This window comes from Paucibacter sp. DJ2R-2 (assembly GCF_025717675.1).
GTDB lineage: Bacteria > Pseudomonadota > Gammaproteobacteria > Burkholderiales > Burkholderiaceae_C > Paucibacter_A.
Map to the genome: position 1 here is coordinate 186,777 of NZ_JAJIRT010000005.1, position 25,118 is coordinate 211,894.

The following is a 25,118-nucleotide window of genomic DNA, read 5'->3' on the forward strand; positions in this document are numbered from 1 at the left end:
GTTCTGAGCCAGAATCAGACCGTCCCAGCCCCGAAAGGCCCGCGATGCGCAGTGAAGTGAAGGTCGTGTTCAGCCCGCTCCAGCAGTTCGATCTGGTGGTGGATGCCGAGGAAGTCTTGAGCTTCGAGGCCGCCCGCAAGTGGCTGGACGAGCAGTACGTCAAGAACGAGTGCGAGCCCATGCGAGGCTCGGGCAAGGTCTTGCTGGCCGACAAGATCCTGGGTGTGGCCGCCGCCGTGGGACCAGCCGCTTTCGGTGACCCGGCCTGGGCGCTGGACTACGCGCGTGCCACCAGCGGCGCCCTGAGCAAGGCCTTGCTCAGGGTCGATGTGGCCAAGCGGACGCTGTCTTACTGAAGCTGGGGCGCCGGCAGCTGCCAGCCGAGCTGCAGCGAAGCCAGGCGCAGCGCCGCCACCACCAGCATGCCGCTGAAGAAGGCGATCTGGCGCGGCAGGCCCAGGGCCCGCAGCAGCAGATAGGCCGCAATGCCGCCGATGGCCGCGCTGGCGTAGATGTCCCGGCGCAGCAGCAGGGGCACTTGGCCGGTCAGCAGATCGCGCAGCACGCCGCCGCCGCTGGCGGTGATGGTGCCCAGCAGCACCACGACCAGACGTGGCTTGCCGGCCTCTTCGGCAATCTCGGCGCCGCACAAGGCAAACAGGGCCAGGCCCAGGGTGTCGGCCAGCACCAGGGCCACATGGCCGCTGGCCAGGGCCTGGCTCCAACGGCTGGCGGCCAGGGCGGTCAGCAGGGCAGTGAGGCCGATCACCTTGATGTAGCGCGTGTCCGTCATCCAGAAGATGGGGTGGCGGCCTAGCAGCAGGTCGCGCAGCGTGCCGCCGCCAATGGCGGTGATGGCGGCCAGCACCAACACGCCGAACAGATCCAGCCCCGCCTGCATGGCGGCCAGGGCGCCGCTGCTGGCGAACACGGCCACGCCGGCCAGGTCCATCCAGTAGAGGATGGCTCTGGCTTTCGGGGTCAAGGTTTCAGGGTCGGCTGAGCTCATGGCGGGATTCTCTCAGCCTGCTTGGCAGTGGCTGGCCAAAGTCGTGCCGGCCAAATCTTGGTTCCCAGCTCTTGAAGCGCCCGCAGCTGGCCCCACATCCGGCTCACCCGCGCGCGGTGAACAACGATCGCCCGCGCCTTGATTCTTGTTTTTCAGGACACGCGCAACGCCATGACACAAAAGCAAACCCATGCCTTCCAGGCCGAGGTCAAGCAGATCCTGCACCTCGTCACCCATTCGCTGTATTCCAACAAGGAGATCTTCCTGCGCGAGCTGGTGTCCAACGCCTCGGACGCCTGCGACAAGCTGCGTTTCGAAGCGCTGGACAAGGCCGAGTTGTTCGAGGACACGCCGAACTTGGAAGTTCGGGTCTCCTTCGACGAAGCTGCCCGCACTGTCACCATCAGCGACAACGGCATCGGCATGAGCGAGGAAGAGGCGATCGCCCACCTCGGCACCATCGCCAAGAGCGGCACGCGCGAGTTCATGGCCAAGCTCGAAGGCGAGCAGAAGAAGGATGCCAACCTGATCGGCCAGTTCGGCGTGGGCTTCTACTCGGGCTTCATCGTCGCCGACCGCATCACCGTGGAAACCCGCCGCGCCGGTTTGTCGGCTGAAGCGGGTGTTCGCTGGACTTCGGAAGGTACCGGCGACTACGAAGTTGAGACCATCAGCAAGCCCGGTCGCGGCACCGATGTCGTCCTGCATCTGCGCGAGGGCGAGGACGAGTTCCTCAAGACCTGGCGCTTGAAGTCCGTCATCAGCAAGTACTCCGACCACATCTCCCTGCCCATCCTGATGAAGAAGGAAGAGTGGGACGCTGAAGCCTCCAAGCAGGTGCTCAAGGACGAGTGGGAGTCGGTCAACAAGGCTTCGGCCCTGTGGTCGCGCTCCAAGAGCGAAGTCACGCAGGAGCAGTACGAGGAGTTCTACAAGCAGATCAGCTACGACACCGAAGCGCCGCTGGCCCACACCCACAACCGCGTGGAAGGCCGCAGTGAGTACACGCAGCTGCTCTACATCCCCAAGAAGGCGCCGTTTGACCTGTGGAACCGCGACAAGCGCGGTGGCGTCAAGCTCTACGTCAAGCGCGTCTTCATCATGGACGATGCCGAGGCGCTGATGCCGGTCTACCTGCGCTTCGTCAAGGGCGTGATCGACTCGGCCGACCTGCCTCTCAACGTCAGCCGTGAGTTGCTGCAGGAAAGCCGCGATGTGAAGGCCATCCGCGAGGGCTCGACCAAGCGCGTGCTGGGCATGCTGGAATCGCTGGCCGACAGCGAGGACGCGGCCGATCGCGCCAAGTACGCCGACTTCTGGAAGGACTTCGGTCAGGTGCTCAAGGAAGGCATCGGCGAAGACCATCAAAACCAGGAACGTCTGGCCAAGCTCTTGCGCTTCGCCTCCACCCAGGCCGACGAGGGCGTGTCCTTGGTCGACTACCTGAAGCGCGCCAAGGAAGACCAGGACGCGATCTACTACATCACCGCCGATTCGCTCAGCGCTGCCAAGAACAGCCCGCAGCTGGAGATCTTCCGCAAGAAGGGCATCGAGGTGCTGCTGCTGACCGATCGCGTGGACGAGTGGATGCTCTCCCACCTGTTCGAGTTCGAAGGCAAGCCGCTGCAATCGGTGGCCAAGGGCGCCATCGACCTGGGCAAGCTGCAGGATGAGGACGAGAAGAAGAAGGCCGAGGAAGCGGCTGCAGACCTCAAGCCCTTGCTGGACCGCCTGAAGGAAGCGTTGAAGGAGCGCGCCAAGGACGTGCGCGTCTCCACCCGCCTGGTCGACTCGCCCGCCTGTATCGTGGTGGAAGAGGGCGATATGAGCGGCCACCTGGCCCGCTTGCTCAAGCAAGCCGGCCAGGCCGCGCCGAGCTCGCTGCCGACGCTGGAGATCAATGCCGAGCATGCCCTGATCAAGAAACTGGACGGTGCCGCTCAGTTCGACGATCTGGCCCAGGTGATCTTCGACCAGGCCGTGCTGGCCGAAGGCGGCCATCTGGAAGACCCTGCGGCCTATGTGCGTCGCGTCAACGCCATGCTGCTGGGCTGATTGTTCAACGGCTCGCAGCAAGAAAAAAAGCCCGCCAATTGGCGGGCTTTTTCATGGCGATGGAGTCGTGCTCAAGCCGAGCGGCGACGGCCAGCGCAAACGCCCAGCAAGGCCAGGGCCACCAGCGACAGCGTCGCGGGCTCCGGCACTTGGTTCGACACCGGAGCGGCGCCAGTCATGGAAATCGAGTCGACAGCAAAGTCGTTGCCATAGCCCCAGTCGAGCCAGCCGCCGCCTTGGTAGTAGCCCGACAGCTGGTACTCGTTCTTCAGTGTGATCTGAGCCGTTGTGGCAGCGCCAGAATTCCAGCTCAAGCTGATCAGGTTCCAGCCGCCTGTGGCAGCTTTGACGATGCCACCGACATTGTTGCCGTTGATCTGCGCCTGGATGGGCACGTTGTAGGGCGCATAGCCTGCGTAGTCGTCCTGCACGTAGAACTGGAGCGTGTAGTCGCTGTTGGCGGCAATGTCGAAGACGGAGCTGATGAAGAAGCGATGGTCGGGGTCCGGACCCGTGGCTGTGCCCAGATTGAAGAACGCGCCGCTCTGCCCCCCGGAGCTGAGAACGCAATTGCCTTGGCCTTGGCAATTCGACCAGTAGGCATCGCCGCGGGTCCAGCCGTTGAAGCCGTTGTCAAAGCCTTCGCTATAGACAACGCCGGCTTGTGCGGCAGAGGTGAAGAGGCCACCAACGAAGGCCAGGGTCAGGGCGCTGAAGAGTTTTTTGGTTTGCATAAATTGCTCATTCAAAGAAGTGTTGACCAGAACCCGACAGCACAGCGCCATGTTCGGCGCGGCGGCTTGGCGCTGGCTCGACATGGCCTCCGTTCCATGGGGAGAAGGCAACATCCCGTTACAAGTTCCGTGCCAACTTGATACAGCTCAATGAATCAAGGGGTTAGGGCCGTGACCTTGTTGGGCTGCAGAAATCTGTAAAGCTGGCCGACAAATTCGTGATTCCAGGTGGCCCAAGTGCGGCGCATTTCCCTAGCGGAAACCCTCATCGAAGGACACATCGCCCTCGTCGCGGAAGTCATCGACCGGCCGCTCGTCCTTGGGCGTCATCGCCTCCAGTTGCTCGCCGAGCTTGGCGACCTGGTCGTGCCAGTAGTTTGACGTGCCGAACCAGGGGAAGGCCAGTGGGAAAGCCGGGTCGTTCCAGCGTTTGGCCAGCCAGGCGCTGTGGTGGATCATGCGCAAGGTGCGCAAGGGCTCGATCAGGCGCAGCTCGCGGCGGTCGAATTCGGCCACCGTCTCATAACCCTCCAACACCCAGGACAGCTGCTGGCGCGCCGCCACCTCATCGCCGGACAAGAGCATCCACAGGTCCTGCACGGCCGGGCCGGTGACGGCGTCGTCGAGGTCCACGAAATGGGGGCCGTGGTCGGGTGTCCAGAGGATGTTGCCGGGGTGGCAATCGCCGTGCAGGCGCAGCAATTCCAGCTCAGGGATGCTGTCAAAAGTGGTCCGAATGCGGCTCAGGCAGGCTTGCACCACGGCGTCCCAGGCTGGGAAGACCTCGATGGGCACGCAGTCCAGCGCCACGAGCAGATCACGTGCCATGCGGCCTGGTTCAGCGCCGGCCCAGCGCAGGCGATGCTCGAATGGGCGCCGGCGGCCCACCGTGTGCAGCCTGGCGAGCAGACGGCCGATCCAGCGCAGCACCTCGGGGTCTTCCAGCTCGGGTGCGCGCCCGCCCTGGCGCGGTGTGACGGCAAAGCGCTGGTCGCCGAAATGGGCCAAGGTGGGCGGCTCGCCAGCCAGTTGCAGCTGCGCCTTGACGTCCTGCAGCGCCCAGGGCGCGGCCACCGGCACCTCGGCCTCGGCCAGTTCGCGAGCGAACTGGTGTTCCTCCAGGATTTGCGCGTCGCTCCAGCGGCCCGGCCGGTAGAACTTGGCCACGGCAATGCGGCCGTCCTCCAGATGCAGTTGCAGCACCCGGTTCTCGTAGGAGTTCAGCTGCAGCATGCGGCCATCGCCGTACAAGCCGGCGGCATCCAGCGCGTCCAGCATGAATTCGGGGGTCAGGGAGCCGAAGCTGCGATCCAGATCTGGGTTCATGGGAGGGAGAAAGAAAAACGGCGCCGGACCTTGTTCGGTCCAGCGCCGCAGTATCGCTTGGGCGGGGGAGGGGCCGGCTTCAGCGTGGCAGGCGGCCGCCGTAGCGCGGCGAGTCGACCACGTGGCCGACGATGTCGTTGGGGGCTTCGTCCGGATACTGCGCGTCTGCGTTCAGGGGCTCGCCGAACGGGACGGAATTCTGGAATGCGCTTCCGCCGCTGCGGTGGCCTTGCGCGCCGCTGTGGCGCGGCGGGGTGTCCACCATGCCGTTGTTGTCGAAACGGCTGTCTGGGGCAAAGAAAGAGTCATGGAAAACGGCCGAGTCCTGCCACAAGCCTTTGCGGCTGGGGCGACGCGCCGTGCCGCCCTGCAAGCCGGGGCGCGAGGGCGAGATACTGCCCGGCATGGGCGCTGCTTGCGGGCCACGCGAGTTGCTGTTGCTGAAGGGCACCAGCAACTGCAACTCTGCCGCGCTGGGCAGATTGTCGATGGCGCAGCGCAGATAGCGCACGCGGCAAGCGCCCAGCACCGATTGTTTGATCTGCAGGCCTCGGCCGGAGATGCCGCGTTCGCTGTCCAGATCCACGGCAGCGAGCACGCGGCCGTTCGGGCTGCAAATCGCAAAGGTGACGTTGATGGCGCCCAGCAGGTCGAACCAGTAGCGTACTTCCTGGGCCTCGGTCGGTTGGCAGAAACGCACCAGCGGCAACTTGGACAGGATCACATGGTGGGGCAGGGCTTCCTTGAGCAGGCGATAGACGCGCCGCTCATCGCTGCTGAACACCGGGCGCGCGGTCAGTGACCATTCGGTCGGCAGCGGCTTGGTCGGAGGAGCGGAGCGCCTCAGCACCCACAAAAGCGCTACGGCCAGCAGGCCGAAGCCCGAGGCGATCGCGATGATCCACGGAATGGTGCTTTGCATGGCCCTCGACAGCCCATTTGGGTTTGAATTTGCGCCTGTGTTCAGGTGCTTATTACCCAAATGTAGCGCAAGACCATGACATGTAACTGGGTGTATCCCCTGGTTCCGGGGGTTGCTGACGCCAGGGTGGTTGAGACCGAAAGCGCGCCGGGTTTGTGGCTTGCTTTTGCTTCCTGCGAAGGCTTGGATCTGTGCAGGCCGCTGTGGCCAAGTTCAGAGCTTGGCGCTCTTGCCGGCCTCGCCGAGCTTGGACTTGACCTCGGCCACGCCGTCAATGATGTCGCCGATGACACGGACATGACGCTTGAACTGGAAGTCGAGTTCTGCCAGATGGCGCTCGATCGCTTCATCCACATGCGAAGACACGGTGTCGGGCGGCAGACGCAGCCAGGCTTCCGATTCGGAGCCGTCGCGTTCGACCGTGGCGCCGGCATTGCGGGCGATCTTGAGCATGGCCGCGTTCTCGCTCAGGGCGTGGATGAACAAGGTGTCGATGCCGCGGTTGCGCGCGTGCAGGGCCGCGCATTCAAACAGGCGGGCGCCGAAGCCGCGCCCGCGCACTTGCCCCAGCACCGAGACACCGAACTCGGCCATCGCGGCCTTGCCCGGGCGCTGCGGCCGCGGCGCGTAGGCGAGGTGGGCCATGGCCACCAGCTCCAGCTTGCGGTTGAAGATGCCCAGCACCTCGTCGCGCTCGAAATCCAGGGACATGGCGTAGCGGCTGATCTGCTCGTCGGCAGCCGGGTAGCCGAAACGCAAATAACGGTCACGCTCTGCCAGCGTCAGCAGGTGCTGGGCAATGCGGTGGCGATGGCGGCGCGCCAGCGAGCGTATCGGCACCCAGTTGGACATGCGTCGAAAGGCCGCCACCGGATTCCACGCCGACGCTTCTTCGGCGGCCGGTGTAGCTTTCAGATCCTTGGCGCTGCTTTCAACATCGGGCTTCATGGCGGGACCCTGGGGTCGTACGTAATAACCCGGATGGTAACCCGGGATCTGGCGCAACGTTGGGCCTCGATCGGCCAATCTTCCTTTTCAAATCAGATGACTTCCTGCTACAATCGCGGGCTTCCCCTGATTTGGCTGTGGGGAAGAAACCCATGCGCCTTGTGTGAGAGGTCGCGAGATGGGGTAGCGAGCGGTGCAAACCGATGCGCAGGCCTTGTCCCGATAAGCGGCACCGAATGCGGCGAGTGTGGGTATGAATCAGCCATCCGACCGCCGGGCAGATGTTCTGCCGGGCATTCGAAAGAAACTCATGAAGACCTTCAGCGCCAAGCCGGCAGAAGTGACGCACGAGTGGTTTGTGATTGACGCCACCGACAAGGTGCTCGGACGTGTTGCCAGCGAAGTGGCACTCCGTTTGCGCGGCAAGCACAAGGCCATTTACACGCCTCACGTGGACACCGGCGATTTCATCGTCATCATCAACGCAGAAAAGCTGCGCGTCACTGGCAACAAGGCCAATGACAAGGTGTACTACCGTCACTCGGGTTTCCCGGGCGGCATCTACGCCACCAAGTTCAAGGACATGCAAGCCAAGCACCCGGGCCGCGCCCTGGAAAAGGCTGTCAAGGGCATGCTGCCCAAGGGTCCTCTGGGCTACGCCATGGTGAAGAAGCTGAAGGTCTATGCCGGTGACACCCACCCGCATGCCGCTCAGCAGCCTAAGCCTCTCGAAATCTAAGGAGCGGTGATGATCGGAAACTGGAACTACGGTACAGGCCGCCGCAAGTCGTCGGTCGCACGTGTCTTCATCAAGAAGGGCACGGGCCAGATCGTCGTCAATGGCAAGGCCATCGGCGATTATTTCGGCCGTCAAACCTCGATCATGATCGCCAAGCAGCCTCTGCTGCTGACGAACCATGGCGAGACCTTCGACATCAAGGTCAACGTCCACGGCGGCGGTGAGTCGGGTCAAGCCGGTGCTCTGCGCCACGGCATCACCCGCGCTCTGATCGACTATGACGCGACTCTGAAGTCCGAGCTGAGCCGCGCCGGCTTCGTCACGCGTGATGCGCGTGAAGTCGAGCGTAAGAAGGTCGGTCTGCACGGCGCGCGTCGTCGGAAGCAGTTCAGCAAGCGCTGATCGATCTTCCTGGTGGGTGGTCTTCACGGGCCGCTCGCCACCACTCAGGGCCGCTTTTCAGCGGCCTTGTTTGTTTGTAGGCCCCGGTTCGGTTTCGGTATTGCCAGCACCTGGCATGGGGTCTTGCCGCAAGGCAGGTGGTCTTGCCTGCATTTGCATGGACAATGCCGGCATAACGCCAACATCAGGAATTCACATGAGCGCAGTGCTTGAAAATCCCGCCATCGGTGCCGACGAGATGCCCGTGCCGCTGGTCTTCACCGACAGCGCGGCCGATAAGGTGCGCGATCTGGTGGCCGAAGAAGGCAACCCCGAGTTGAAGCTGCGCGTGTTTGTGCAAGGCGGTGGCTGCTCGGGCTTCCAGTATGGTTTCACTTTCGATGAAGCCGTCAACGAAGACGACACCCAGATGAACAAGAACGGCGTGACGCTGCTGATCGACGCCATGAGCTTGCAGTACCTGGCTGGCGCCGAGATCGACTACAAGGAAGATCTGCAAGGTGCGCAGTTCGTGATCAAGAACCCGAACGCGACCACCACCTGCGGCTGCGGCTCGAGCTTCTCGGTCTGACCGACGCTCACGTGCGCTGTGTAGACAAGCCGCCCTTGAGGCGGCTTTTTCATGGGCGCTTGCCTGTCTTCAGGCGGGGTGCAGCGCGCCCAGAATACGCGGCCCGGCCGCACCGGTGACGGCCGATAGATTGCCAGGTAGGCCGCGCACAAAGCGCATGGCCAGCCATGCGAACGCGGCGGCCTCGACCTGCATGACCGGCAGGCCGGCCGCATCGCTGCTCGCCACCTCGGACTCGGGCAACAGTGCTTGCAGGCGCCGCATCAGTTGGCTGTTCAGTGCACCGCCGCCGCAGACAAGCAGGCGACTCAATTCTTGCTTCTGGCTGCGAAGGCTGTCAGCGACAGCTCGCGCACTCAGTTCCAGCAAGGTCGCTTGCACATCCTCAGCTCGAGGGGGGGTCACCAAGCGAGTCAGGTGATGCTGCAGCCAAGCGCGGTGAAACAGGTCGCGCCCGGTGCTGCGCGGCGGTGGCTTGGCAAAGAATGGCTCGGCCAGCAAAGCCTGTAGCAGCTCTGGCAAGACCTGACCCTGGGCGGCCCAGGCGCCATCGCCGTCGTAGTCCAGTCCGCGCTGCTCGCTGATCCAGGCATCCATCAGGCAGTTGCCGGGCCCGCAGTCAAAGCCGAGCGTCCGCTCGTCGGCCAGCAAGAGACTGATATTGCTGATGCCGCCGATATTGAGCACGCCGAGGCTTTCACCCGTGCGGCCGAACACGGCGCGGTGGAAGGCGGGCACCAGGGGTGCACCTTGGCCGCCGGCCGCCACATCGCGGCTGCGCAGGTCGCAGACCACGGCAATGCCGCTCTGCTCGGCCAGCAGGGCACCGTTGAGCAGCTGGCTGGTATAGCCGATGCCATCGAACTCGCTGGGGCGGTGACGCACGGTCTGGCCATGCGCGCCGATCGCCTGGATATCGCTGGGGCGCAGTCCACATTGCTCCAGCAACTGGGCCACCAAGTCGGCGTAGCTGCGGGCGAGGCCATTGGCTGCCAGGGCGGCGCGATGGAGCTCGTCGGGGCCGCTTTGATTCAGGCTCAGCAGCTCTTCGCGCAAGGCCTTGGCAAAGGGCTGGTGGGCATGGCTCAGCACCTGCATGGCGCCGGCTTCGGTAAAGCGAGCCAGAACGGCATCGACCCCGTCCAGCGAGGTGCCGGACATCAGGCCAATGAAGAGCTCACTCATGGGGTGAGGCGCGCGAGCGACCTGCGGAGAGTGGCGCGGGCGAAACGTGGGCTCAGTCGGCGCCCAGCACGCCGGATTCCATGCTTTGCGCCACGGTCAGCTGAGTCTTCACGCTGGCCACGGTTTGCTGGAACTGATTGCGCGCGTAATTGGGCAAGGTCACGGCTTCGGAGGCGCGGGCGATGACACGCGGGTCCTGGTGCGCGCCCTTGACTCGGAACTCAAAGTGCAGATGAGGGCCGGTCGCCCAGCCGGTAGCACCGACGGCACCAATGCGCTGGCCTTGCTCGATGCGCTGGCCTTTCTTCACATCGATGCGGCTCAGGTGGGCATAGACGGTGGTGCGATCGCCGTTGTGGCGGATGTGGACCACGTTGCCGAAGCCATTCTGCCAACCGGCAAATTCGACATGGCCATCGCCGACCGTGCGCACTGGAGTTCCGGTCGGTGCGCCGTAGTCGACGCCGAGGTGACGCCGCCAAGTTTGATGAATCGGGTGGAAGCGCATCGCGAAACCGGAGGTCACGCGCGAGAACTCCATGGGGCTGGCCAAGAAGGCGCGGCGCTTGCTCTGGCCGTCAAAGGCGTAGAAGTTGCCCTTGCCGGTGGCGCTGTCCTTGAACCAGACCGCGGTGTGGCTACGGCCGTTGTTGACGAACTCGCCAGCGATCACGCGACCCGCGGCCCCATTCCAAGTGATGGGTTCGCCGTCGGCGGTCAGGCTCTCGTAGACGATGGAGAAGCGGTCGCCCTTGCGCAGTTCGCGGTGGAAGTCGATTTCGCCCGAAAACATATCGGCCATCTGGGTGGCGATGGCGTCGGGAATGCGGGCTTCGTCGGTGGCGGCGAACAGCGAGCTGTTGATGGTGCCGCTGCCGAGGCGGATCTGCGCTTGCAGAGGCGCGGTTTCGATCTTGGCGCTGAAGTGGCCTTCAGCATTGCGGCTGATGCTCAGGCGGCTGAAATGGGTGCCTTGCTGATCCGCGGATTCGGCCGGGAATCGTGCCACCAGGGTCTGGACCACGCCTGAGGCGTCGGCGGTCAACTGCACCATCTTGCCGGCACGGCCTTGCAGCAGGCGCTTGGCCACGGGGTCTTTGCGCAGGAATTCAGCGGCGGCCGGGTCGAAGGCGCCCAGGCGCTTGAACAGGCTTTCGACCGTGTCGCTGCTGCGGGTCAGCTCATTGCGGCTGAGCGCGATCGAGTGGCTGGCCAAGGCGCTGAGTTGGCTTTCCAGATCGTCGATCTGAATGGCTTCAGTCAGGGTGCGTTGCGGCAGGTCAGCTGCATTGGGCGCCAGCGGGGCGATACCAAAGGCGGTGATTGCAAAACCGCTGAGCAAGGTGACCACGGCACCGGTCAGGGCTCGCGGATGCCGCGCGGCAAAGGCTTCGGCTCGCGCCAGAGCCAGCTTCACGTCATTTGTCCGGAGTTTCACGCTGTACGGTTCCCAGGGTCTTCTTGTTGGGGTCAGCGCCGCGGATTCACGGTGCTGCCGAAAGAATGTGGTGCCAGGCGCCTGTGGGCCCGTCCACTAGAATCAGCCGCTGTGTCGCCCCCTCCTCAAGGGTGTGCCGTCACAAAACCAGGCGCGAGTATAACGAGCCCATCCTTGCGTCAACGCCACGAAAACCCGATAAATCAGGGCTTTACCCAGGCCCCACTCGCTCCCATGTCCGATCCGCGAACAAACGCCACGCCTGCAGCAAAAACGCAGTTCCCAGTCACCGATCGCGTGCGCGAGGCCTTGGCGGTCTCCCAGCGAGGCTGTGATGAGCTGCTGCCTGAGTCCGACTGGGTGCAAAAGTTGGCCCGCTCCGAGGCCACCGGCGTGCCGCTGCGCATCAAGCTGGGCCTGGATCCGACGGCGCCCGACATCCACATCGGCCACACCGTGGTGCTGAACAAAATGCGTCAGTTGCAGGATCTGGGTCACCAGGTGATTTTCCTGATCGGCGACTTCACCTCCATGATCGGCGACCCGTCCGGCCGCAACGCCACCCGCCCGCCGCTGACGGCCGAGCAGATCAAGGCCAATGCCGAAACCTACTACGCCCAGGCCAAGCTGGTGCTGGACGAAAGCAAGACCGAGATCCGCTACAACTCCGAGTGGAGCGACCCGCTGGGCGCGCGCGGCATGATCCAGCTGGCCGCCAAGTACACCGTGGCCCGCATGATGGAGCGCGACGACTTCACCAAGCGTTTCGCCGCTCAGACGCCGATCTCGGTGCATGAGTTCCTCTATCCGCTGATGCAGGGTTACGACTCGGTGGCACTGAAGAGCGACCTGGAACTCGGCGGCACCGACCAGAAGTTCAATCTGCTGATGGGCCGACACCTGCAGCAGGAGTACGGCCAGGAGCCTCAGTGCATCCTGACCATGCCGCTGCTGGAAGGCCTGGACGGAGTCGAGAAGATGTCCAAGTCCAAGAACAACTATGTGGGCATCAGCGAGCCGGCCAACACCATGTTCGCCAAGATCCTGTCCATCAGCGATGAGCAGATGTGGAAGTGGTTCAAGCTGTTGAGCTTCAAGAGCCTGGTTGAGATTGCCGTCTTGCAGGGCGAGGTCGGGGCAGGCCGCAACCCCAAGGAAGCGAAAGTGCTGCTGGCCAAGGAGCTGACGGCACGCTTCCACAGCGCGGCGGCGGCCGAAGCAGCCGAGGCCGATTTCAACAACCGCGCCAAAGGCGGCATCCCAGACGAGATCCCCGAGGTCAGCCTCAGCGGCGCGCCCCTGGGCTTGGCCAATGTGTTGAAGTCGGCTGGCCTGGTGGCTTCGAACAGCGAAGGCATGCGCATGATCGAGCAAGGCGGCGTGCGCATCGACGGCACGGTCGTCAGCGACAAGGGCTTGAAGCTGGAGGCCGGCACCGTGGTCGTGCAGGTGGGCAAGCGCAAGTTCGCACGCGTCACATTGACCTGAGCCTTTGGGCTCTGCGCCCTAAGTCCCAAGCAAAAACGGGAGGCCCGGTGATGAACCGGGCCTCCCGTTTGTCTTCCAGCGGCACGGCAAGCGTGCCTGCCGCGTCTTTCCCTACTTCAGGCTCACCGGCCGCGGGTAGGCGCCCGGCTTGGGCTCGGCGCGCGGCTTCTCGGCCATGGCCTTGTTGAGCGTGGCAATCGCGGCGTCCAGCTGGGCATCACCGCCCAGGAAGCTGGCGCGCGGCAGGTTGTCCACCTCCAGATCCGGCTTGACGCCGATGCCTTCCACCAGGAAGCGGCCATCGGGTGCGATCTGGCCGGTCTCGGCCGCACGCATCATGCCGTTGTCGATCAAGCGGTTCTGGTCCGACAACCATACGCCCGCACCCGAGGTGGTGGTGCCGATCAGCGGGCCCAGGCCCAGGCGCTTGAAGCCCTCAGCGAAAGTCTCGCCGTCTGAATACGTGCCTTCGTTCTGCAGCACCACGACCTGGCCGCGGAAGGTCTGCTGCATGTTCGAGCGCACCGGTGCGCCGGCCGGCGATCGCGGTTGCCAGTAGGCCCAGGCGCGGCGCAGCAGCTTCTCCAGCACCCAGCTGTCGATGCTGCCGCCGCCGTTGAAGCGCACATCGATGATCAGCCCTTCGCGGTCCACATGGGTGTAGAACTCACGTGCGAAATCGGCGATGTCGGCCGGCCCCATGGCACGCAGATGCACATAGCCGATGCGGCCGTTGGAGGCCTTGTCGACCGCTTGCGCGCGGCCAAAGCGCCAGTCGGCATAACGCAGCTGTTGCTCGCGCTGGCGCGCCACCGGCGTGACGATGCGCTGCAGTTCCGGGCCACCGCTGGACGGCTTGATTTGCAGCAACACCTGCTTGCCGGCCTGGCCGCGCAGCAGCTCCACCTCATGCGCCACTTCATTGGCCTTGCGACCGTTGATGTGGGTGATCAGGTCGCCGTCTTTGAGGCCCAGCTCGGCGCGGGCCAAGGGGCCCAGCTCGCTGGGCAGCTCGGGGTCGGCGCGGTAGATGCGCTCGATGCGCAGTCCGTCAGAGGTTCGGCTCAGCTGCGCGCCGAGTCCGGCCAGGCCGGGCTCTTCGGGCGCCTGGCGCTGATCGCCGGCATTGACCTGGCTGTGCAGGGCGCCCAGCTCGCCGACCATCTGCGCCATCAGCTCGGCCAGCTCGGCGCGGTCGCTGACGCGCTCGACCAGGGGCTCGTACTTGGCGCGCATGGCGGGCCAGTCCACACCATGCATGGCCTTGTCGTAGAAGTAGTCGCGGTGCATGCGCCAGCCGTCGGCAAACATCTGGCGCCACTCGGCGCGCGGGTCGGTGGCGATCTGCCAATCGCTCCAACGCACCTGGAACTTGGCGAGCTCCGTCGGCAGCTTGGCACCGGCATCGCTGAGGATCAGCTCGGGCGCCGCGCCGGGCGCGCCATTGCGCACCACCAGCATCTTCTTGCCATCGGCGCTGAGCTCGACGCTGCGCACATCGCTGGCCACGGTTTCGATGTTGCCGCCTTGGTTGTCGATGGCTGCGGTCTTGAGTATCGATTTGCGCTCACCGCCGGTGATTTCGGCGTCGAGGAACCAGAGGCGCTTGCCGTCGGTGGTCAGGCCGCTGTAGTTGCCGGCGGGCAGGGGCAGTTCGTAGAGCCGCTCACGCAAGCCTGCGAACTGGATGGCGGGCTTGGGCTTGAGTTCGGGTTTCAACTCTGGCTTCAGCTCGGGCTTGGCGGGATCTGGCTTGCCATCGGCCTTGCTGGCGTCGGCGCGTTGCTCGGGTTTCAGCTCCGGCTTGACTTCGGGTTTGGGCTCCGGCGGCTCCAGCTCGTCCTTGGGCGCGAAGGGGAAGCGCAGGCCTGGCTGCAAGGCCAGGGCAAAGAGCTTGCTGCTGCGGTCGAAGTAGGGGCCCATATTGCGGTCGCCCCAGGGCGAGCCGCGGCCGGTGACGGCGAACTGGCGGTTGGAGACGAAGTACAGCCAGCGGCCGTCCGGCGAGAAGGCCGGCGACTCGCTGTCATAACGCTCGCTGCTGACGGTGTGGATCTTGTTGTCGGCCAGGTTGAAGAGCTGCAGCTGATCGCGGTTGCCGTCGACCAGGGCTTGAGTGAAGGCCAGACTGCGGCTGTCTGGCGCCCAAGTCAGGTTGGCGATGCTGGCGCTGCGGGTGTCGCGCGTGATCAGGCGGCTGTTGTTGCCCTTGAGGTCGCTCAGGTACAGATGGCCTTCCTTGTCGCTGTGGGCCAGATAGCGGCCATCGGGCGACAGGGCCATGTCCTTGCGTTGGGCGCGCGCGTCGCGGGTGATTTGCTCGGGCTTGCCCAGGCCGTTGGCGGCAAAGCGCCAGACCTCACGTTCACCACTGAAATCGCACAGGGCCAGCACCTGCTTGCTGTCCGCACTGAACAAGCCCTTCAGGCAGCGCCCATCGGGCGCTTGCGGCAGCTCGGCGCGGCGCAGCTGGCCCAGGCCTTGAGTGGCCAGGCGGCCGCGGCTGGCCAGCAGCACGCGCTCGCCGCTTGGTGCCAGGGCCACATCGGTGAGAAAGTCTTGCGGCTTTTTGACCCAGCGCTGGCGCTGCGGTTCGAAGTCGCCGCTGAGCTGGATGGCGATGGGTTTGGCCGCGTTGGAGGCTGTCGCAGCGTTCAGGTCCACGCGGTAGAGATCGGCGCCCAGGGCGTAGACCGCCTGACCGCCGTCCACCGAGGCGTGGCGGATGTCCCAGCCTTTGTGTGCTGTGTGCTGGCGCAGGTCCTGGCCCTGGGCGTTGACCGACCAGAGATTGACCGTGCCGTCGCGGTCCGAGAGGAAGGCGATGCGCTCGCCCGCCGCCGTGCGGTAAGGCATGGGCAGGCGGTCATTGGCGCCCTCGGGGAACAACGATCGGGCTTCGGCCGTGCTGCTCAAGTCCAGGGTCCAGAGTCGGGCCAGGGCGCCGCCGCGGTACTGCCGGGCGTTGTCGCCGCGCAGGCCATTGCGGGTGAAGAAGAGCTGGCGGCCGTCGCTGCTCACAGCGCCGTCACTGGCCTGGGCCACGGGAAGGGCACGGCGCGCTTGCGTGACCGGATCCACGGCATAAAGCTGGGTCACCGGCTGGCCGGTTTGCGAGGGGCCGGAGTAGATCACCTCGCCCAGGGCGCTGAAGCCCCAGACCCGCTGGCCGCCATTGCCTTCCCAGCTCAGGCGCTGCGGCAGGCCGCCTTGCACCGGCATCAGGTAGACATCACCGGGGCCGTCGTACTGGGCGGTGTAGGCCAGCCAGCGGCCGTCGCGCGAGAGCACGGGTGAGCCTTCCTGGCCGGGGTGGGTGCTCAGGCGCTCGGCGCGGCCGCCCTGGGCATTGACACGCCAGAGGTCGCCTTCGGCCACAAAGACCAGCGAGTCACCCTGCAAGGCCGGCTGGCGGAAGAAGCCGGGGTTGGGCGCGCCGGGGCTGGCTGCCCCTGTGCTCAAGGCGGCGCAACTCAGGGCAGCGGCCAGGGTCAGGCGGTGCAGCCGAAGCGGAAGGCGTGGGTTCATGCGCGTGGGGCTCGGGTTGCGAGCGCTGAAAGTGAGCGCCGATTATCTTGGCCGCCTGCAAGCCCTTGGCCCCGTAGAAGCCCCGCTTTGTGCGCAGAGCGCCTTCCCGCTCAAAGGTTGGCGATACCGGCGCTGACATGGCCGGCTGGCACATGAGCGGCGGCGCTGGCGATGTGGCCGGCCTGGTCGTCGAAGAAGAAGTCGGGTTCGAACTCGCGCAGGAATTCGCCCTTGGCCAGGCCGCCCAGGAACATGGCCTCGTCCACCTCGATGCGCCAGTCCATCAGGGTGCGGATGGCGCGCTCATGGGCCGGCGCGCTGCGTGCCGTCACCAAGGCGGTGCGCACCTTCATGCCGCCTCCGCCTTCCTGCTGCAGCCGATGCAGGGCCTGGAGCACCGGCTTGAAGGGGCCGGCGGGCAAGGGCGTGTTGGCGTGGGTGATTTCGTGGGTCTGGAAGGCGTCCAGGCCCTCGCGCTGGTAGACCTGCTCGGCCTCGTCGGAGAACAGCACGGCGTCGCCGTCGAAGGCGATGCGCAGTTCTTTCGGGTGGGCGCTGGAGGCATGGGCCGAGAGCGGCAGCACGCGCGCCGCAGCCACGCCGGCCTGAAGGGCACTGCGCACATCGGCCTCATTGGCCGAGAGAAAGAGCTGGGCCTTGAGCGGGCGCAGATAGCGCCAGGGCGATTCGCCGCGCGTGAACACGCCGCGCTGGATGTTGAGGCCGTAATGTGCCGCCGAACGGAACACGCGCATTCCTGAGATCGGGTCATTGCGTGAGAGCACCACCACCTCAACCTTGGGTGCGCCATCGGCATTGAAGGCCAGCAGCTTGCGAACCAGTGAGAAGGCCACGCCGGGCTTGGCCGGCTGGTCCAGGCGCGTCTGCTGCAAGGCCATGTAGTCGCGGTCGTTGCCGGCCTCGAAGCGCTGGTTCTCTTCCTCGAAGTCGAACAGCGCACGCGAGGAGATCGCCACCACCAGCTGTCCGTCGAGATTGGCCGGCATGTCTTGTCTACCTATCTACTTCACAAAGCTGTTCATCTGGATGATGGGCAGCAGCACCGCCATCACGATTACCAGCACGACCGCACCCATGCCGACGATCAGCAGCGGCTCCAGCAAGGTCGCCAGGGCCAGGGCGCGGCGCTGCACTTCAACGCTGAGCTGCTTGGCGGCTCGCTCCAGCATCTGCGGCAGCTGGCCGGTCTGTTCGCCCAGGCGGGCGAACATGGCCAGGATGCCGGGGAAGCGCTTCTTGCCGGCCAGGGCCGAGCCGACCGGTGCGCCCTCGCGCACCTGCACCAGGGCGTCGAGCGCATCGGCGCGCATGGCGTGGTTGGACAAGGTCTCGGCCGCCGCTTGCAAGGCCTTCAGGATGGGCACACCCGAGCCGGCCAGCATGGCCAGGGTGCCGGCAAAGCGTGCCGCGTTGTAGCCGCGGGCCAGCCGGCCCAGCAGCGGCACTTTCAGAAAAGCCGCATCGAAGCGCAAGCGGAAGGCCGGGCGCTTGAGGGCCCAGGACAGGCTCGTGCCGCCGCCGATGGCCGCCAACACCATCAGCCAACCCCACTCACGCACGAAGTCACTGGTGGCCAGCATGGCCACGGTCAGCCAGGGCAGGGCGCGCTTGGAACTGGTGAAGGTGGCGGCGATCTGCGGCACCACATAGGTCACCAGGAAGATGATGATCATGAAGGCGATCAGCGAGACGATGGTCGGGTAGGCCATGGCGCCAATCAGCTTGGCCTTCAGGTCCTGGCGCTCTTCCAGATCGTCGGCCAGTTTTTCCAGTACCGGGCCGAGCGCGCCGCTCTGCTCACCGGCTGCCACCACGCCGCGGTAGACCTCGTCGAACTCGCGCGGCGCCGTGCCCAGGGCGCGGGCAAAGCTGGCGCCGGCATTGACCTCGGCCTTGAGCTGCGAGAGCAGCTCACGCTGGCGCGGGTCCTCGCATTCATCGGCCAGGGCCGTCAGCGCCCGCTCCAGCGGCAGGCCCGAGCCGACCAGGCCAGCCAGTTGGCGCGTCCAGACGGCCAGCGCGGTGGTGCTGAAGACGCGGCGCGCGAAGCGACTGCCGCCGTCCTGGCCCTGCTGCTGCACCGGCTCCAGGCTCAGCGGCACCAGGTTCTGGGCGCGCAGCTGGGCACGCGCGGCGCGCGGGTTGTCGGCCTCGATCAGGCCGCTGCTCGAGCGGCCGGCCGGGTTCAGGGCTTCGTATTTGTAGGCGGGCATGGTGGGCGGCGCGACACCGGGCTCAGGATTCGCGTGTCACGCGCAGCACTTCTTCGACCGAGGTGATGCCGGCATCGATCAGGCGCTGGCCGTCCTCGCGCATGGAGCGCAGGCCGGCTGCATGGGCGGCAGCTTGAAGCTCACTCTCTGCGGCGCGCTGGTGCATCAGGTGCCGCACTGCTTCGTCGGCCACCATCAACTCATAGACGCCGGTGCGGCCCTTGTAGCCGGTGCGGCTGCAGGCTTCGCAGCCGACGGGGTGGTAGCGCCCTTCACCATCCTGGCGTTTGCAGACGGGGCAGAGCTTGCGCACGAGGCGCTGGGCCAGCACGCCCAGCAGGCTGGAGCTGAGCAGGAAGGGCTCGACGCCCATATCGGTCAGTCGAGTGACGGCGCTAGGGGCGTCATTGGTGTGCAAGGTGGCCAGCACCAGGTGGCCGGTCAGCGAGGCCTGGATGGCAATCTGCGCGGTCTCGTAATCGCGGATTTCACCGATCATGATCACGTCCGGGTCCTGACGCAGGATGGCGCGCAGGGCCTTGGCAAAGGTCAGGTCGATCTTGGCATTGACTTGGGTCTGGCCCACGCCGGCCAGCTCGTACTCGATCGGGTCTTCCACCGTCAGCACATTGGTGGTGCTGGTGTCCACGGTCTGCAAGGAGGCGTAGAGGCTGGTCGTCTTGCCCGAACCGGTGGGCCCGGTGACCAGCACGATGCCGTGCGGCTGCTGCACCAGGCGCTTGAAGGCCTCCAGCACATCGCCGCTCATGCCGAGGCCTTCGAGCGTGAACTTCGATTCGGTCTTGTCCAGCAGACGCAGCACGGCGCGCTCGCCGTGGGCGCTGGGCAGGGTGGAGACGCGCACATCGATGGCGCGGCCGCCGATGCGCAAGGAAATGCGGCCGTCCTGCGGCAGGCGCTTTTCGGCAATGTCCAGCTCGGCCATGATCTTCAGGCGCGAGATCAGGGCCGCGTGCAGGCCGCGGTTGGGCTGCACCACTTCGCGCAGCGTGCCGTCGACGCGGAAACGCACCGAGCTGGCACGCTCGTAGGGTTCGATGTGGATGTCGCTGGCGCCGTCCTTGGCCGCCTGTGTCAGCAGCGCGTTGAGCATGCGGATGATGGGCGCGTCATTGGCCGCTTCCAGCAGGTCTTCCACGGCGGGCAGGTCCTGCATCATGCGGCTCAGGTCCACCGCGCTCTCGACCTCGCCGATCACCACGGCCGCGCTCGATTCGCTGCCGGCATAAGCGGCGTTGATGCGCTCGGCCAGGCTGCTGGCGGCCTCTTGTTCGAAGCGGTCGATCAGGTAGAGGCGCTGCACCTCGGACAGAGTGGCCAGGCTGACTTCGGCCGGCGCCCAGAGCACGAGGCTGGCGCCGTCGTCCTCCAGCAGCACCGAATTGGCCTTGGCGTAGGCGTAAGGCAGGGGATGGCGCATGGCGCTCACTGGCCCACCTTGTCCGTGGCGCCCGCCGGCGGCTTGGCCACGCCGATGGGTGCGGTGGGATTGGCCGGCAGCAGCGGCGTGCCGGTATCCGGAAGGGCGAACTTGGACTCGGGCTTGACCGATTCCTGCAGGGTGCGGAAATGGTCGTAGCGGTCGAGCGTGATGCGGTCGGCCGCTTCCTGGCTGCGCATGATGACCGGGCGCAGGAACACCATCAGATTGGTCTTGACCCGGCTGCGGCCGGTGTTCTTGAACAGATTGCCGATCAGGGGCAGGCTGCCCAGGCCGGGCACGCGGCCCTCGCTGTCGGCGAACTCGTCCTTGAGCAGGCCGCCCAGCACCAGGATCTGGCCATCGTCCACCGAGACCGTGGTCTCGATCGAGCTCTTCTCGGTCGAGGGGCCGCTGCTGTCGGCCTTGGTGGTCGGGTCGACCGAGGAGTTTTCCTGGAACACCGTCATGCGCACTGTGCCGCCCTCGCCGATCTGGCTGCGGATGCGCAAGGTGATGCCCACATCCTTGCGGTCATAGGTTTGGAAGGGGTTGACTGCGCCGGTGCCGCTGCCACTGCCGGTGTTGGTGTAGGAGCCCGTCACGAAGGGCACCGAGCGGCCGACCACGATCTTGGCTTCTTCGTTGTCCAGGGCGACCAGATTGGGCGTGGACAGCACATTGGCGCCGGCCTCGGTCTCCAAGAAATTGGCGATCGCGCCCAAGGTGTAGCGCTCGCCGAATTTTTTGAGCAAGCCGATATTGAAGCCGGTCGGCGCATCTTTGATGACGCTGGCAATAGCGGTGGTGCCGCCGTAGAGCGCGGCCGAACCCTGGATGATGTTGCCCGGGCCGGTGCCGAAATTGGTGCCGGCGCCCGTGATGCTGCTGTCTCCTTTGTTGCCGAACAGGTTCTGCCACTGCACGCCGAAATTGCCGCTCTTGCTGGCGTCGACTTTGACGATCAGGGTTTCGACATAGATCTGCGCGCGCCGGCCGTCGAGCTGCTCGACGACCTGGCGGATCTGGCGATACAGCGGTTCGGCGGCCGTGATGATCAAAGCATTGGTCGAGGGGTCGGCCTGCACAAAGCCGCCGGTCGAGGGGCCGGCCGAGGCGCTGACCGGTGTGGTCGCCGCTGCTGACGCGCCGCTACCGCTGGTGCTGCTGTTGTTGCCTGAGCCAGCGCCGCTTTGCTGCAGTCCGCTGAAATTGCCCGCACCCAGGCCGCCGGCGCCGCTCTGGCCTGCTCCCGAGTTGCTGCCGGAAGCACCGCCCGCATTGCTGTTGGCCGAGAAGGCGGCACGCAGCACCGTGGCCAGCTTGGTGGCGTCGGCGTTCTTCAAGTAGATGACGCGGATATTGCCGGCCGGGCTGTTGTCCAGCGAAGGCTGGTCCAGCTTGGCGATGATGCTCTTGGTATAGGCCAGGCGCGTCGGGTTGGCGGCGCGCACGATCAGGGCATTGCTGCGTGGGTCGACCACCACATTGACGCTGCCGCTGCCGCCTTGGCCGGGCACCGCTGCGGCGGCATTGCCGGCTTCGGTCAGGCGCAGCACCAAGGGTGCCAGGTCGGCGGCGACCGCATGCTTGAGCGGCACCAGCTCGATGTCTGTGGCGCCGGCCGTGTCCATGGCGGCGATGATGCGGCCCAGGCGCTGCAGGTTGTCGGCGTAGTCGGTGATGACCAGGCTGTTGTTGCCCGGGTTGGCGTTGATGGTGTTGTTGGGGCTGATCAGCGGGCGCAGCACCGCCACCAGGTTGTTGGCGTTCTCGAAGTTGAGGCGGTAGACCTGGGTCAGGATCTGGTCACCGCGCTCCTTGCTGCTGTCCACGGCCACCGAGCCGGCCTGCAGCTTTGCGTCGGCCTCGGGAACGACCTTCCACAGCCCGGCGCTCTCCACCACGGTGAAACCCAGGCCGCGCAGGGCGGCCAGGTAGTTGAGGTAAGCCTCGCGCGGCGTCACCGGTTGCTCGCTGTAGACCGTGATCTGGCCCTTGACGCGCGGGTCGATGATGAACTGGCGGTTCATCATCACGCCCATGGCGCGGGTCACGGCCTCGATGTCGGCGTTGACGAAGTTCAGAGTCACCGGCGTCGGTGCCTTGACGGCCGGGCCGCTGCCGCGCGGCTTGTTGGTGGCGGCCGGGCTCAGGGCAGGCGTGGCCAGCAGGGCCAGGGCCAGCAGGGAGACGCCCGCTTGCTGTCGCCGAGGCGCGATGGGCGCCCGCTTGTCGTCGTTCATGCTCATCCGATCGAAAAGACGGAACGGGCGCCTTGGCGCCGTCCGATGATGTTCAGGAGGTTGTTCAAGGCGGCTTCCCGGCCGGGCGCGGCGGACGCTTCCAGCGTGAAGCGCGGCTTGCCGGCCGTCAGCGTGCCCTGGCCATTCAGCATCAGGGCGCCTTCCAGGGTGCTCAGATTCATCTGGCTGACGTTGCCGACGTCGCCGGTCTGGCCCGGGCTGGCGGGCATCGCCAGCAGGGAAAAACGGTAACTGCCCAGCGGCGCGAGTGTCGAGACGCGGGAAGACAAATTGAGCAGGTCCAGGTCCAGTTGTCCGAATTGGCGCCACTGCCCGCCCAGCCACTCCAGGCGCAGATCGCGTGCGCTCAAGCGTAGCGAGCCGCCCAGCTGCAAAGTGTTCCAAGGCGTGCCCAGGCCCGAGAGCAGGCCCGCCGGCAGACGTGCCAGCCATTCGCCGCTGTTGGCCACGGCCAGCTCGAAGCGGCCCCAGCCCGGGCGCAGCAAGAGTTGCAGCTGGCCATTCAGGCAACAGTCCTGGCGGGCATTGAGAGCCAGGCCCAGGCCTTTGAAACCCAGGGTCCAGCTCAGGCGGCCGGGCAGGATGGCGGCGTCACGGCTGCCCGCACCACCGCTGAGCACCAGCACGCCGCTGCCATTCCAGATGCTGCCGCGGCTGTCAGTGATCAGCACATGTTCATTGCTGGCCGTGGCAAGGCCGCGTGCCAACCAGCTGGCCGGCGCAAAGGCCACGAGGGCAATGCCAGCGCCCAGCAGGGCGCCGGCCACGCTCCAGCGCCGTGGCAGGCTCTGGCGGGCACGCTGCCCCAGGTCTTCGGTGGGCAGGTCCTGCCAGTGACTCGGCGCACCCAGGCTGGACCCGGTCGCGTCGCCGGGGCGCTTGCTTCGCCCGAAACGAAGCGGATTCATGGGGCCGAGCCTCCTTGCAGGCCGAGCACGATGCTGCCGCTGAAGCCCTGCGGGCCGCGCTGCAGCTTGGCCTCCAGAGGGCGGGCACGGGCGGCGCTGCGCGCTTCGCCCAGCCAAGCCTGCAAGGCCTCGCTGCTGACGCCGTTCAGGGTCAGCACGGCGCGGTCGCCGCTGAGCTGCAAGCGGGCCGCCGGGCCCAGGTGTTCGCTGGCTGCCTGCAGGGCTTGGGCGGCTTGGGCGGCGGGCACGGCCGGGGCGGCGCGCAAGGTTTGCGCTTCCTGCGCCAGGGCCTGCATGTCCTGCAGCTGACGCTCCAGGCTTTCCGCCTGGGCCGGAGCCTGGCTCAGCGTGCGCCAGGCCGGCTGAATCGCCACGAACCAAAGCAAGGCCAGACCCAGCAGCAGGGCGATCAGCTGCGCGGCCTTGCGTTCGCGCTCGCCCATCTGCTGCCACTGCGCTTGTGCCTGAGCTTGCAGGCCGGCCCAGGGTGTCGGTTTCTTGTCGATGCTCATGTCTTGGGCCCGGGCGAGGCCTGGGCGGAAAGGGCGTTGCGGACCGCCGGCGCATCGGCGGGCAGGCGGCTCAGGGTCAGCTGGCCTTCGCTGCTTTCCAGCTGCCAGCCTTCGCTGCGCAGCTGGCTGCGGAATTGCTGAATCTGTGCCTCGCTCCAGCCGGCGCTGGACAACTGCAGGCGGCCGGCTTCGAAGCTCAGGCTGTCGGCCGGGCCGCGGTCCTGGGGCCAGGCGGTGGCAGCCGCAGCCAGCAGGGTTTCCAGGTCCTTGTCACCGCTGCGGCCGGCGCTGGCGCGCAGGCCGTCGATTTCACGCTGCATCTGCGTCGGCGCGTCCAGCACCGCACGCACATGCGGGAAGGTCTGGGTCAGGGTCTGGGTGATGGCAGCGCGCCGGGCCTTGAGCTGGGCGTTTTGCTGCCAGGCGGCCAGGTTCATGCCCAGCAGCTGCACGGCCACGAGGCCGGCAAGGCCAATGCGCACCGGGCGCCACTGGCGACGCATCAGGCCGCGCGAGAGCTGGCGCAGGGCGCGGATGCCGCGGGTGCGCGGCGCCAGTTCGAATTGGCGCAGATTCCAGGGGCAGTCGATCACGCTCAGCGCGCGCTGGGCGCGGCTCAGCGGCGTGACCGCCGTGCCCAGCCAATGTTCGGCCGCTGCCGCCACCTCGGGTGCGGCATGCCACTGCGAGCTCTGCACCAGGGGCGCCGGGAAGAGCTGGCGCGTCAGGCTGCCCTCCAGCGGCAGATTGCTGACCCCCTCGGGGTGGCTCCAGCGCAGGGCCACCGGGCTGAATTCCTGGCCGGTGCTGTAGAAATAACCGCGCGGCGGGCTGCCGGGCCAGCTCAGGGGGCAGACTCGGTCGACCACGATCTGCGCCGCTTCCAGCGCCGCCAGCTGCGCTTGCAGCCAGGCACGCGAGCAGACGGCGACCCAAGCGCTATCGCCGCCCTGGGCTTCGGCTTCGATGGCAAAGTGCAGGCTCTCGGCGTCGTCGAGCAAGCTGTCTTCCAGCAGGCCGGCCAGGGCGCTGCGCATCTGACGGCCGGCGCGCGGTAGGCTGACGCGCTGCCAGGCCACGTCGGACTCGGCCGGAATGGCGATCACCAGGTCGGCGTGCGGCAGTTGGGTGGCCGGCAGGCTGCCTTGCGCGCTCAGCTCGCGTCCGTCGGCACTCAGCACATAGTCGATGTCGGCTGCGGCCTCGCCGCCACGGCCGAGACCGGTCGCTCGGCCCAGGCCGTCGACGGTCGGGGCAGGGCGGCCTTGGGCATGCAGGCGGCTGCGCGGGGGCAGGAACAGGAGCAGAGTACTCATGGAGACGGGGGAAGCGGGCGCATTCTAGGTGGCGTATTTTGCGGGATCATGTGGAATCAATCAGTTAGCGCTTCTCTCTATGAAACGCCGGGCCC

Annotated in this window: 21 protein-coding genes; 6 read left to right on the forward strand and 15 right to left on the reverse strand. The window is 66.1% G+C overall.

Going from position 1 to position 25,118, the window contains the following annotated elements; all coding sequences use genetic code 11:
• Positions 1-44: 44 nt before the first annotated feature.
• The gene (locus LNV28_RS14175) at positions 45-356 is read left to right on the forward strand and encodes a hypothetical protein (RefSeq protein ID WP_263519037.1); all 312 of its coding nucleotides are present in this window, start codon (positions 45-47) and stop codon (positions 354-356) included.
• Here LNV28_RS14175 and LNV28_RS14180 read toward each other — a convergent pair.
• Complete coding sequence (locus LNV28_RS14180) at positions 350-1,009, reverse strand: trimeric intracellular cation channel family protein (RefSeq protein WP_263519028.1); 660 nt, start codon at positions 1,007-1,009, stop codon at positions 350-352. The genes LNV28_RS14175 and LNV28_RS14180 overlap by 7 nt on opposite strands.
• 171 nt (positions 1,010-1,180) lie before the next feature.
• On the opposite strand from LNV28_RS14180, the gene htpG reads away from it, so the two are divergent.
• A complete protein-coding gene (htpG, locus tag LNV28_RS14185) occupies positions 1,181-3,064 on the forward strand; it encodes a molecular chaperone HtpG (RefSeq protein ID WP_263519027.1) in 1,884 nt (627 codons plus the stop codon).
• Positions 3,065-3,135: 71 nt separating this feature from the next.
• Here htpG and LNV28_RS14190 read toward each other — a convergent pair whose 3' ends face one another.
• From LNV28_RS14190 to LNV28_RS14205, 4 genes are all read right to left on the reverse strand, one after another.
• Positions 3,136-3,798 carry a PEP-CTERM sorting domain-containing protein gene (locus tag LNV28_RS14190; protein WP_263519026.1) on the reverse strand — a complete coding sequence of 221 codons (663 nt, stop codon included), beginning with the start codon at positions 3,796-3,798 and terminating at the stop codon, positions 3,136-3,138.
• A 252-nt stretch (positions 3,799-4,050) separates the two neighbouring features.
• Complete coding sequence (locus tag LNV28_RS14195; protein ID WP_263519025.1) at positions 4,051-5,124, reverse strand: serine/threonine protein kinase; 1,074 nt, start codon at positions 5,122-5,124, stop codon at positions 4,051-4,053.
• Positions 5,125-5,203: 79 nt separating this feature from the next.
• Positions 5,204-6,046 (reverse strand): DUF2726 domain-containing protein, encoded by an 843-nt coding sequence (locus LNV28_RS14200; protein ID WP_263519024.1) that lies wholly within the window; start codon positions 6,044-6,046, stop codon positions 5,204-5,206.
• 213 nt (positions 6,047-6,259) lie between these two features.
• On the reverse strand, positions 6,260-6,994 hold the full coding sequence (locus tag LNV28_RS14205; protein WP_411969975.1) for a GNAT family N-acetyltransferase: 735 nt from the start codon (positions 6,992-6,994) through the stop codon (positions 6,260-6,262).
• Positions 6,995-7,304: 310 nt separating this feature from the next.
• Here LNV28_RS14205 and rplM point away from each other — a divergent pair, with 310 nt between their 5' ends.
• From rplM to erpA, 3 genes are all read left to right on the forward strand, one after another.
• Positions 7,305-7,733, forward strand: a complete 429-nt coding sequence (gene rplM, locus LNV28_RS14210; RefSeq protein WP_263519023.1) for a 50S ribosomal protein L13 — start codon at positions 7,305-7,307, stop codon at positions 7,731-7,733.
• A 9-nt stretch (positions 7,734-7,742) separates the two neighbouring features.
• Positions 7,743-8,135 (forward strand): 30S ribosomal protein S9, encoded by a 393-nt coding sequence (gene rpsI, locus LNV28_RS14215; protein ID WP_263519022.1) that lies wholly within the window; start codon positions 7,743-7,745, stop codon positions 8,133-8,135.
• Positions 8,136-8,331: 196 nt separating this feature from the next.
• Positions 8,332-8,706, forward strand: a complete 375-nt coding sequence (gene erpA, locus LNV28_RS14220; RefSeq protein ID WP_263519021.1) for an iron-sulfur cluster insertion protein ErpA — start codon at positions 8,332-8,334, stop codon at positions 8,704-8,706.
• A gap of 69 nt (positions 8,707-8,775) precedes the next feature.
• Here erpA and LNV28_RS14225 read toward each other — a convergent pair whose 3' ends face one another.
• The gene (locus LNV28_RS14225; RefSeq protein ID WP_263519020.1) at positions 8,776-9,891 is read right to left on the reverse strand and encodes an anhydro-N-acetylmuramic acid kinase; all 1,116 of its coding nucleotides are present in this window, start codon (positions 9,889-9,891) and stop codon (positions 8,776-8,778) included.
• A gap of 52 nt (positions 9,892-9,943) precedes the next feature.
• A complete protein-coding gene (locus LNV28_RS14230) occupies positions 9,944-11,329 on the reverse strand; it encodes a M23 family metallopeptidase (RefSeq protein ID WP_263519019.1) in 1,386 nt (461 codons plus the stop codon).
• A 234-nt stretch (positions 11,330-11,563) separates the two neighbouring features.
• Between LNV28_RS14230 and tyrS the strand changes: the two genes are divergently transcribed.
• Positions 11,564-12,817: a tyrosine--tRNA ligase gene (tyrS, locus tag LNV28_RS14235; RefSeq protein ID WP_263519018.1), complete on the forward strand. Its 1,254-nt coding sequence runs from the start codon at positions 11,564-11,566 to the stop codon at positions 12,815-12,817.
• 111 nt (positions 12,818-12,928) lie between these two features.
• On the opposite strand, the gene LNV28_RS14240 is transcribed toward tyrS, so the two are convergent.
• From LNV28_RS14240 to gspL, 8 genes are all read right to left on the reverse strand, one after another.
• Complete coding sequence (locus LNV28_RS14240) at positions 12,929-16,345, reverse strand: S41 family peptidase (protein ID WP_263519017.1); 3,417 nt, start codon at positions 16,343-16,345, stop codon at positions 12,929-12,931.
• Between the two features lie 110 nt (positions 16,346-16,455).
• Entirely contained in the window at positions 16,456-17,352 is an 897-nt protein-coding gene (locus LNV28_RS14245; protein ID WP_263519016.1) for a 5'-nucleotidase, read from the reverse strand.
• Between the two features lie 15 nt (positions 17,353-17,367).
• Positions 17,368-18,579 carry a type II secretion system inner membrane protein GspF gene (gene gspF / locus LNV28_RS14250; RefSeq protein WP_263519015.1) on the reverse strand — a complete coding sequence of 404 codons (1,212 nt, stop codon included), beginning with the start codon at positions 18,577-18,579 and terminating at the stop codon, positions 17,368-17,370.
• A 22-nt stretch (positions 18,580-18,601) separates the two neighbouring features.
• Positions 18,602-20,020, reverse strand: coding sequence for a type II secretion system ATPase GspE (gspE, locus tag LNV28_RS14255; protein ID WP_263519014.1), 1,419 nt, complete (start codon positions 20,018-20,020; stop codon positions 18,602-18,604).
• 5 nt (positions 20,021-20,025) lie between these two features.
• The gene (gspD, locus tag LNV28_RS14260; RefSeq protein WP_263519012.1) at positions 20,026-22,266 is read right to left on the reverse strand and encodes a type II secretion system secretin GspD; all 2,241 of its coding nucleotides are present in this window, start codon (positions 22,264-22,266) and stop codon (positions 20,026-20,028) included.
• A gap of 2 nt (positions 22,267-22,268) precedes the next feature.
• Complete coding sequence (locus LNV28_RS14265; protein ID WP_263519011.1) at positions 22,269-23,195, reverse strand: type II secretion system protein N; 927 nt, start codon at positions 23,193-23,195, stop codon at positions 22,269-22,271.
• Positions 23,192-23,707 (reverse strand): type II secretion system protein M, encoded by a 516-nt coding sequence (locus LNV28_RS14270; protein WP_263519010.1) that lies wholly within the window; start codon positions 23,705-23,707, stop codon positions 23,192-23,194. Before LNV28_RS14270 ends, LNV28_RS14265 begins: the two co-directional genes overlap by 4 nt.
• Positions 23,704-25,023: a type II secretion system protein GspL gene (gene gspL / locus LNV28_RS14275; RefSeq protein ID WP_263519009.1), complete on the reverse strand. Its 1,320-nt coding sequence runs from the start codon at positions 25,021-25,023 to the stop codon at positions 23,704-23,706. The genes LNV28_RS14270 and gspL overlap by 4 nt, the downstream gene beginning before the upstream one ends.
• Positions 25,024-25,118 lie beyond the last annotated feature (95 nt).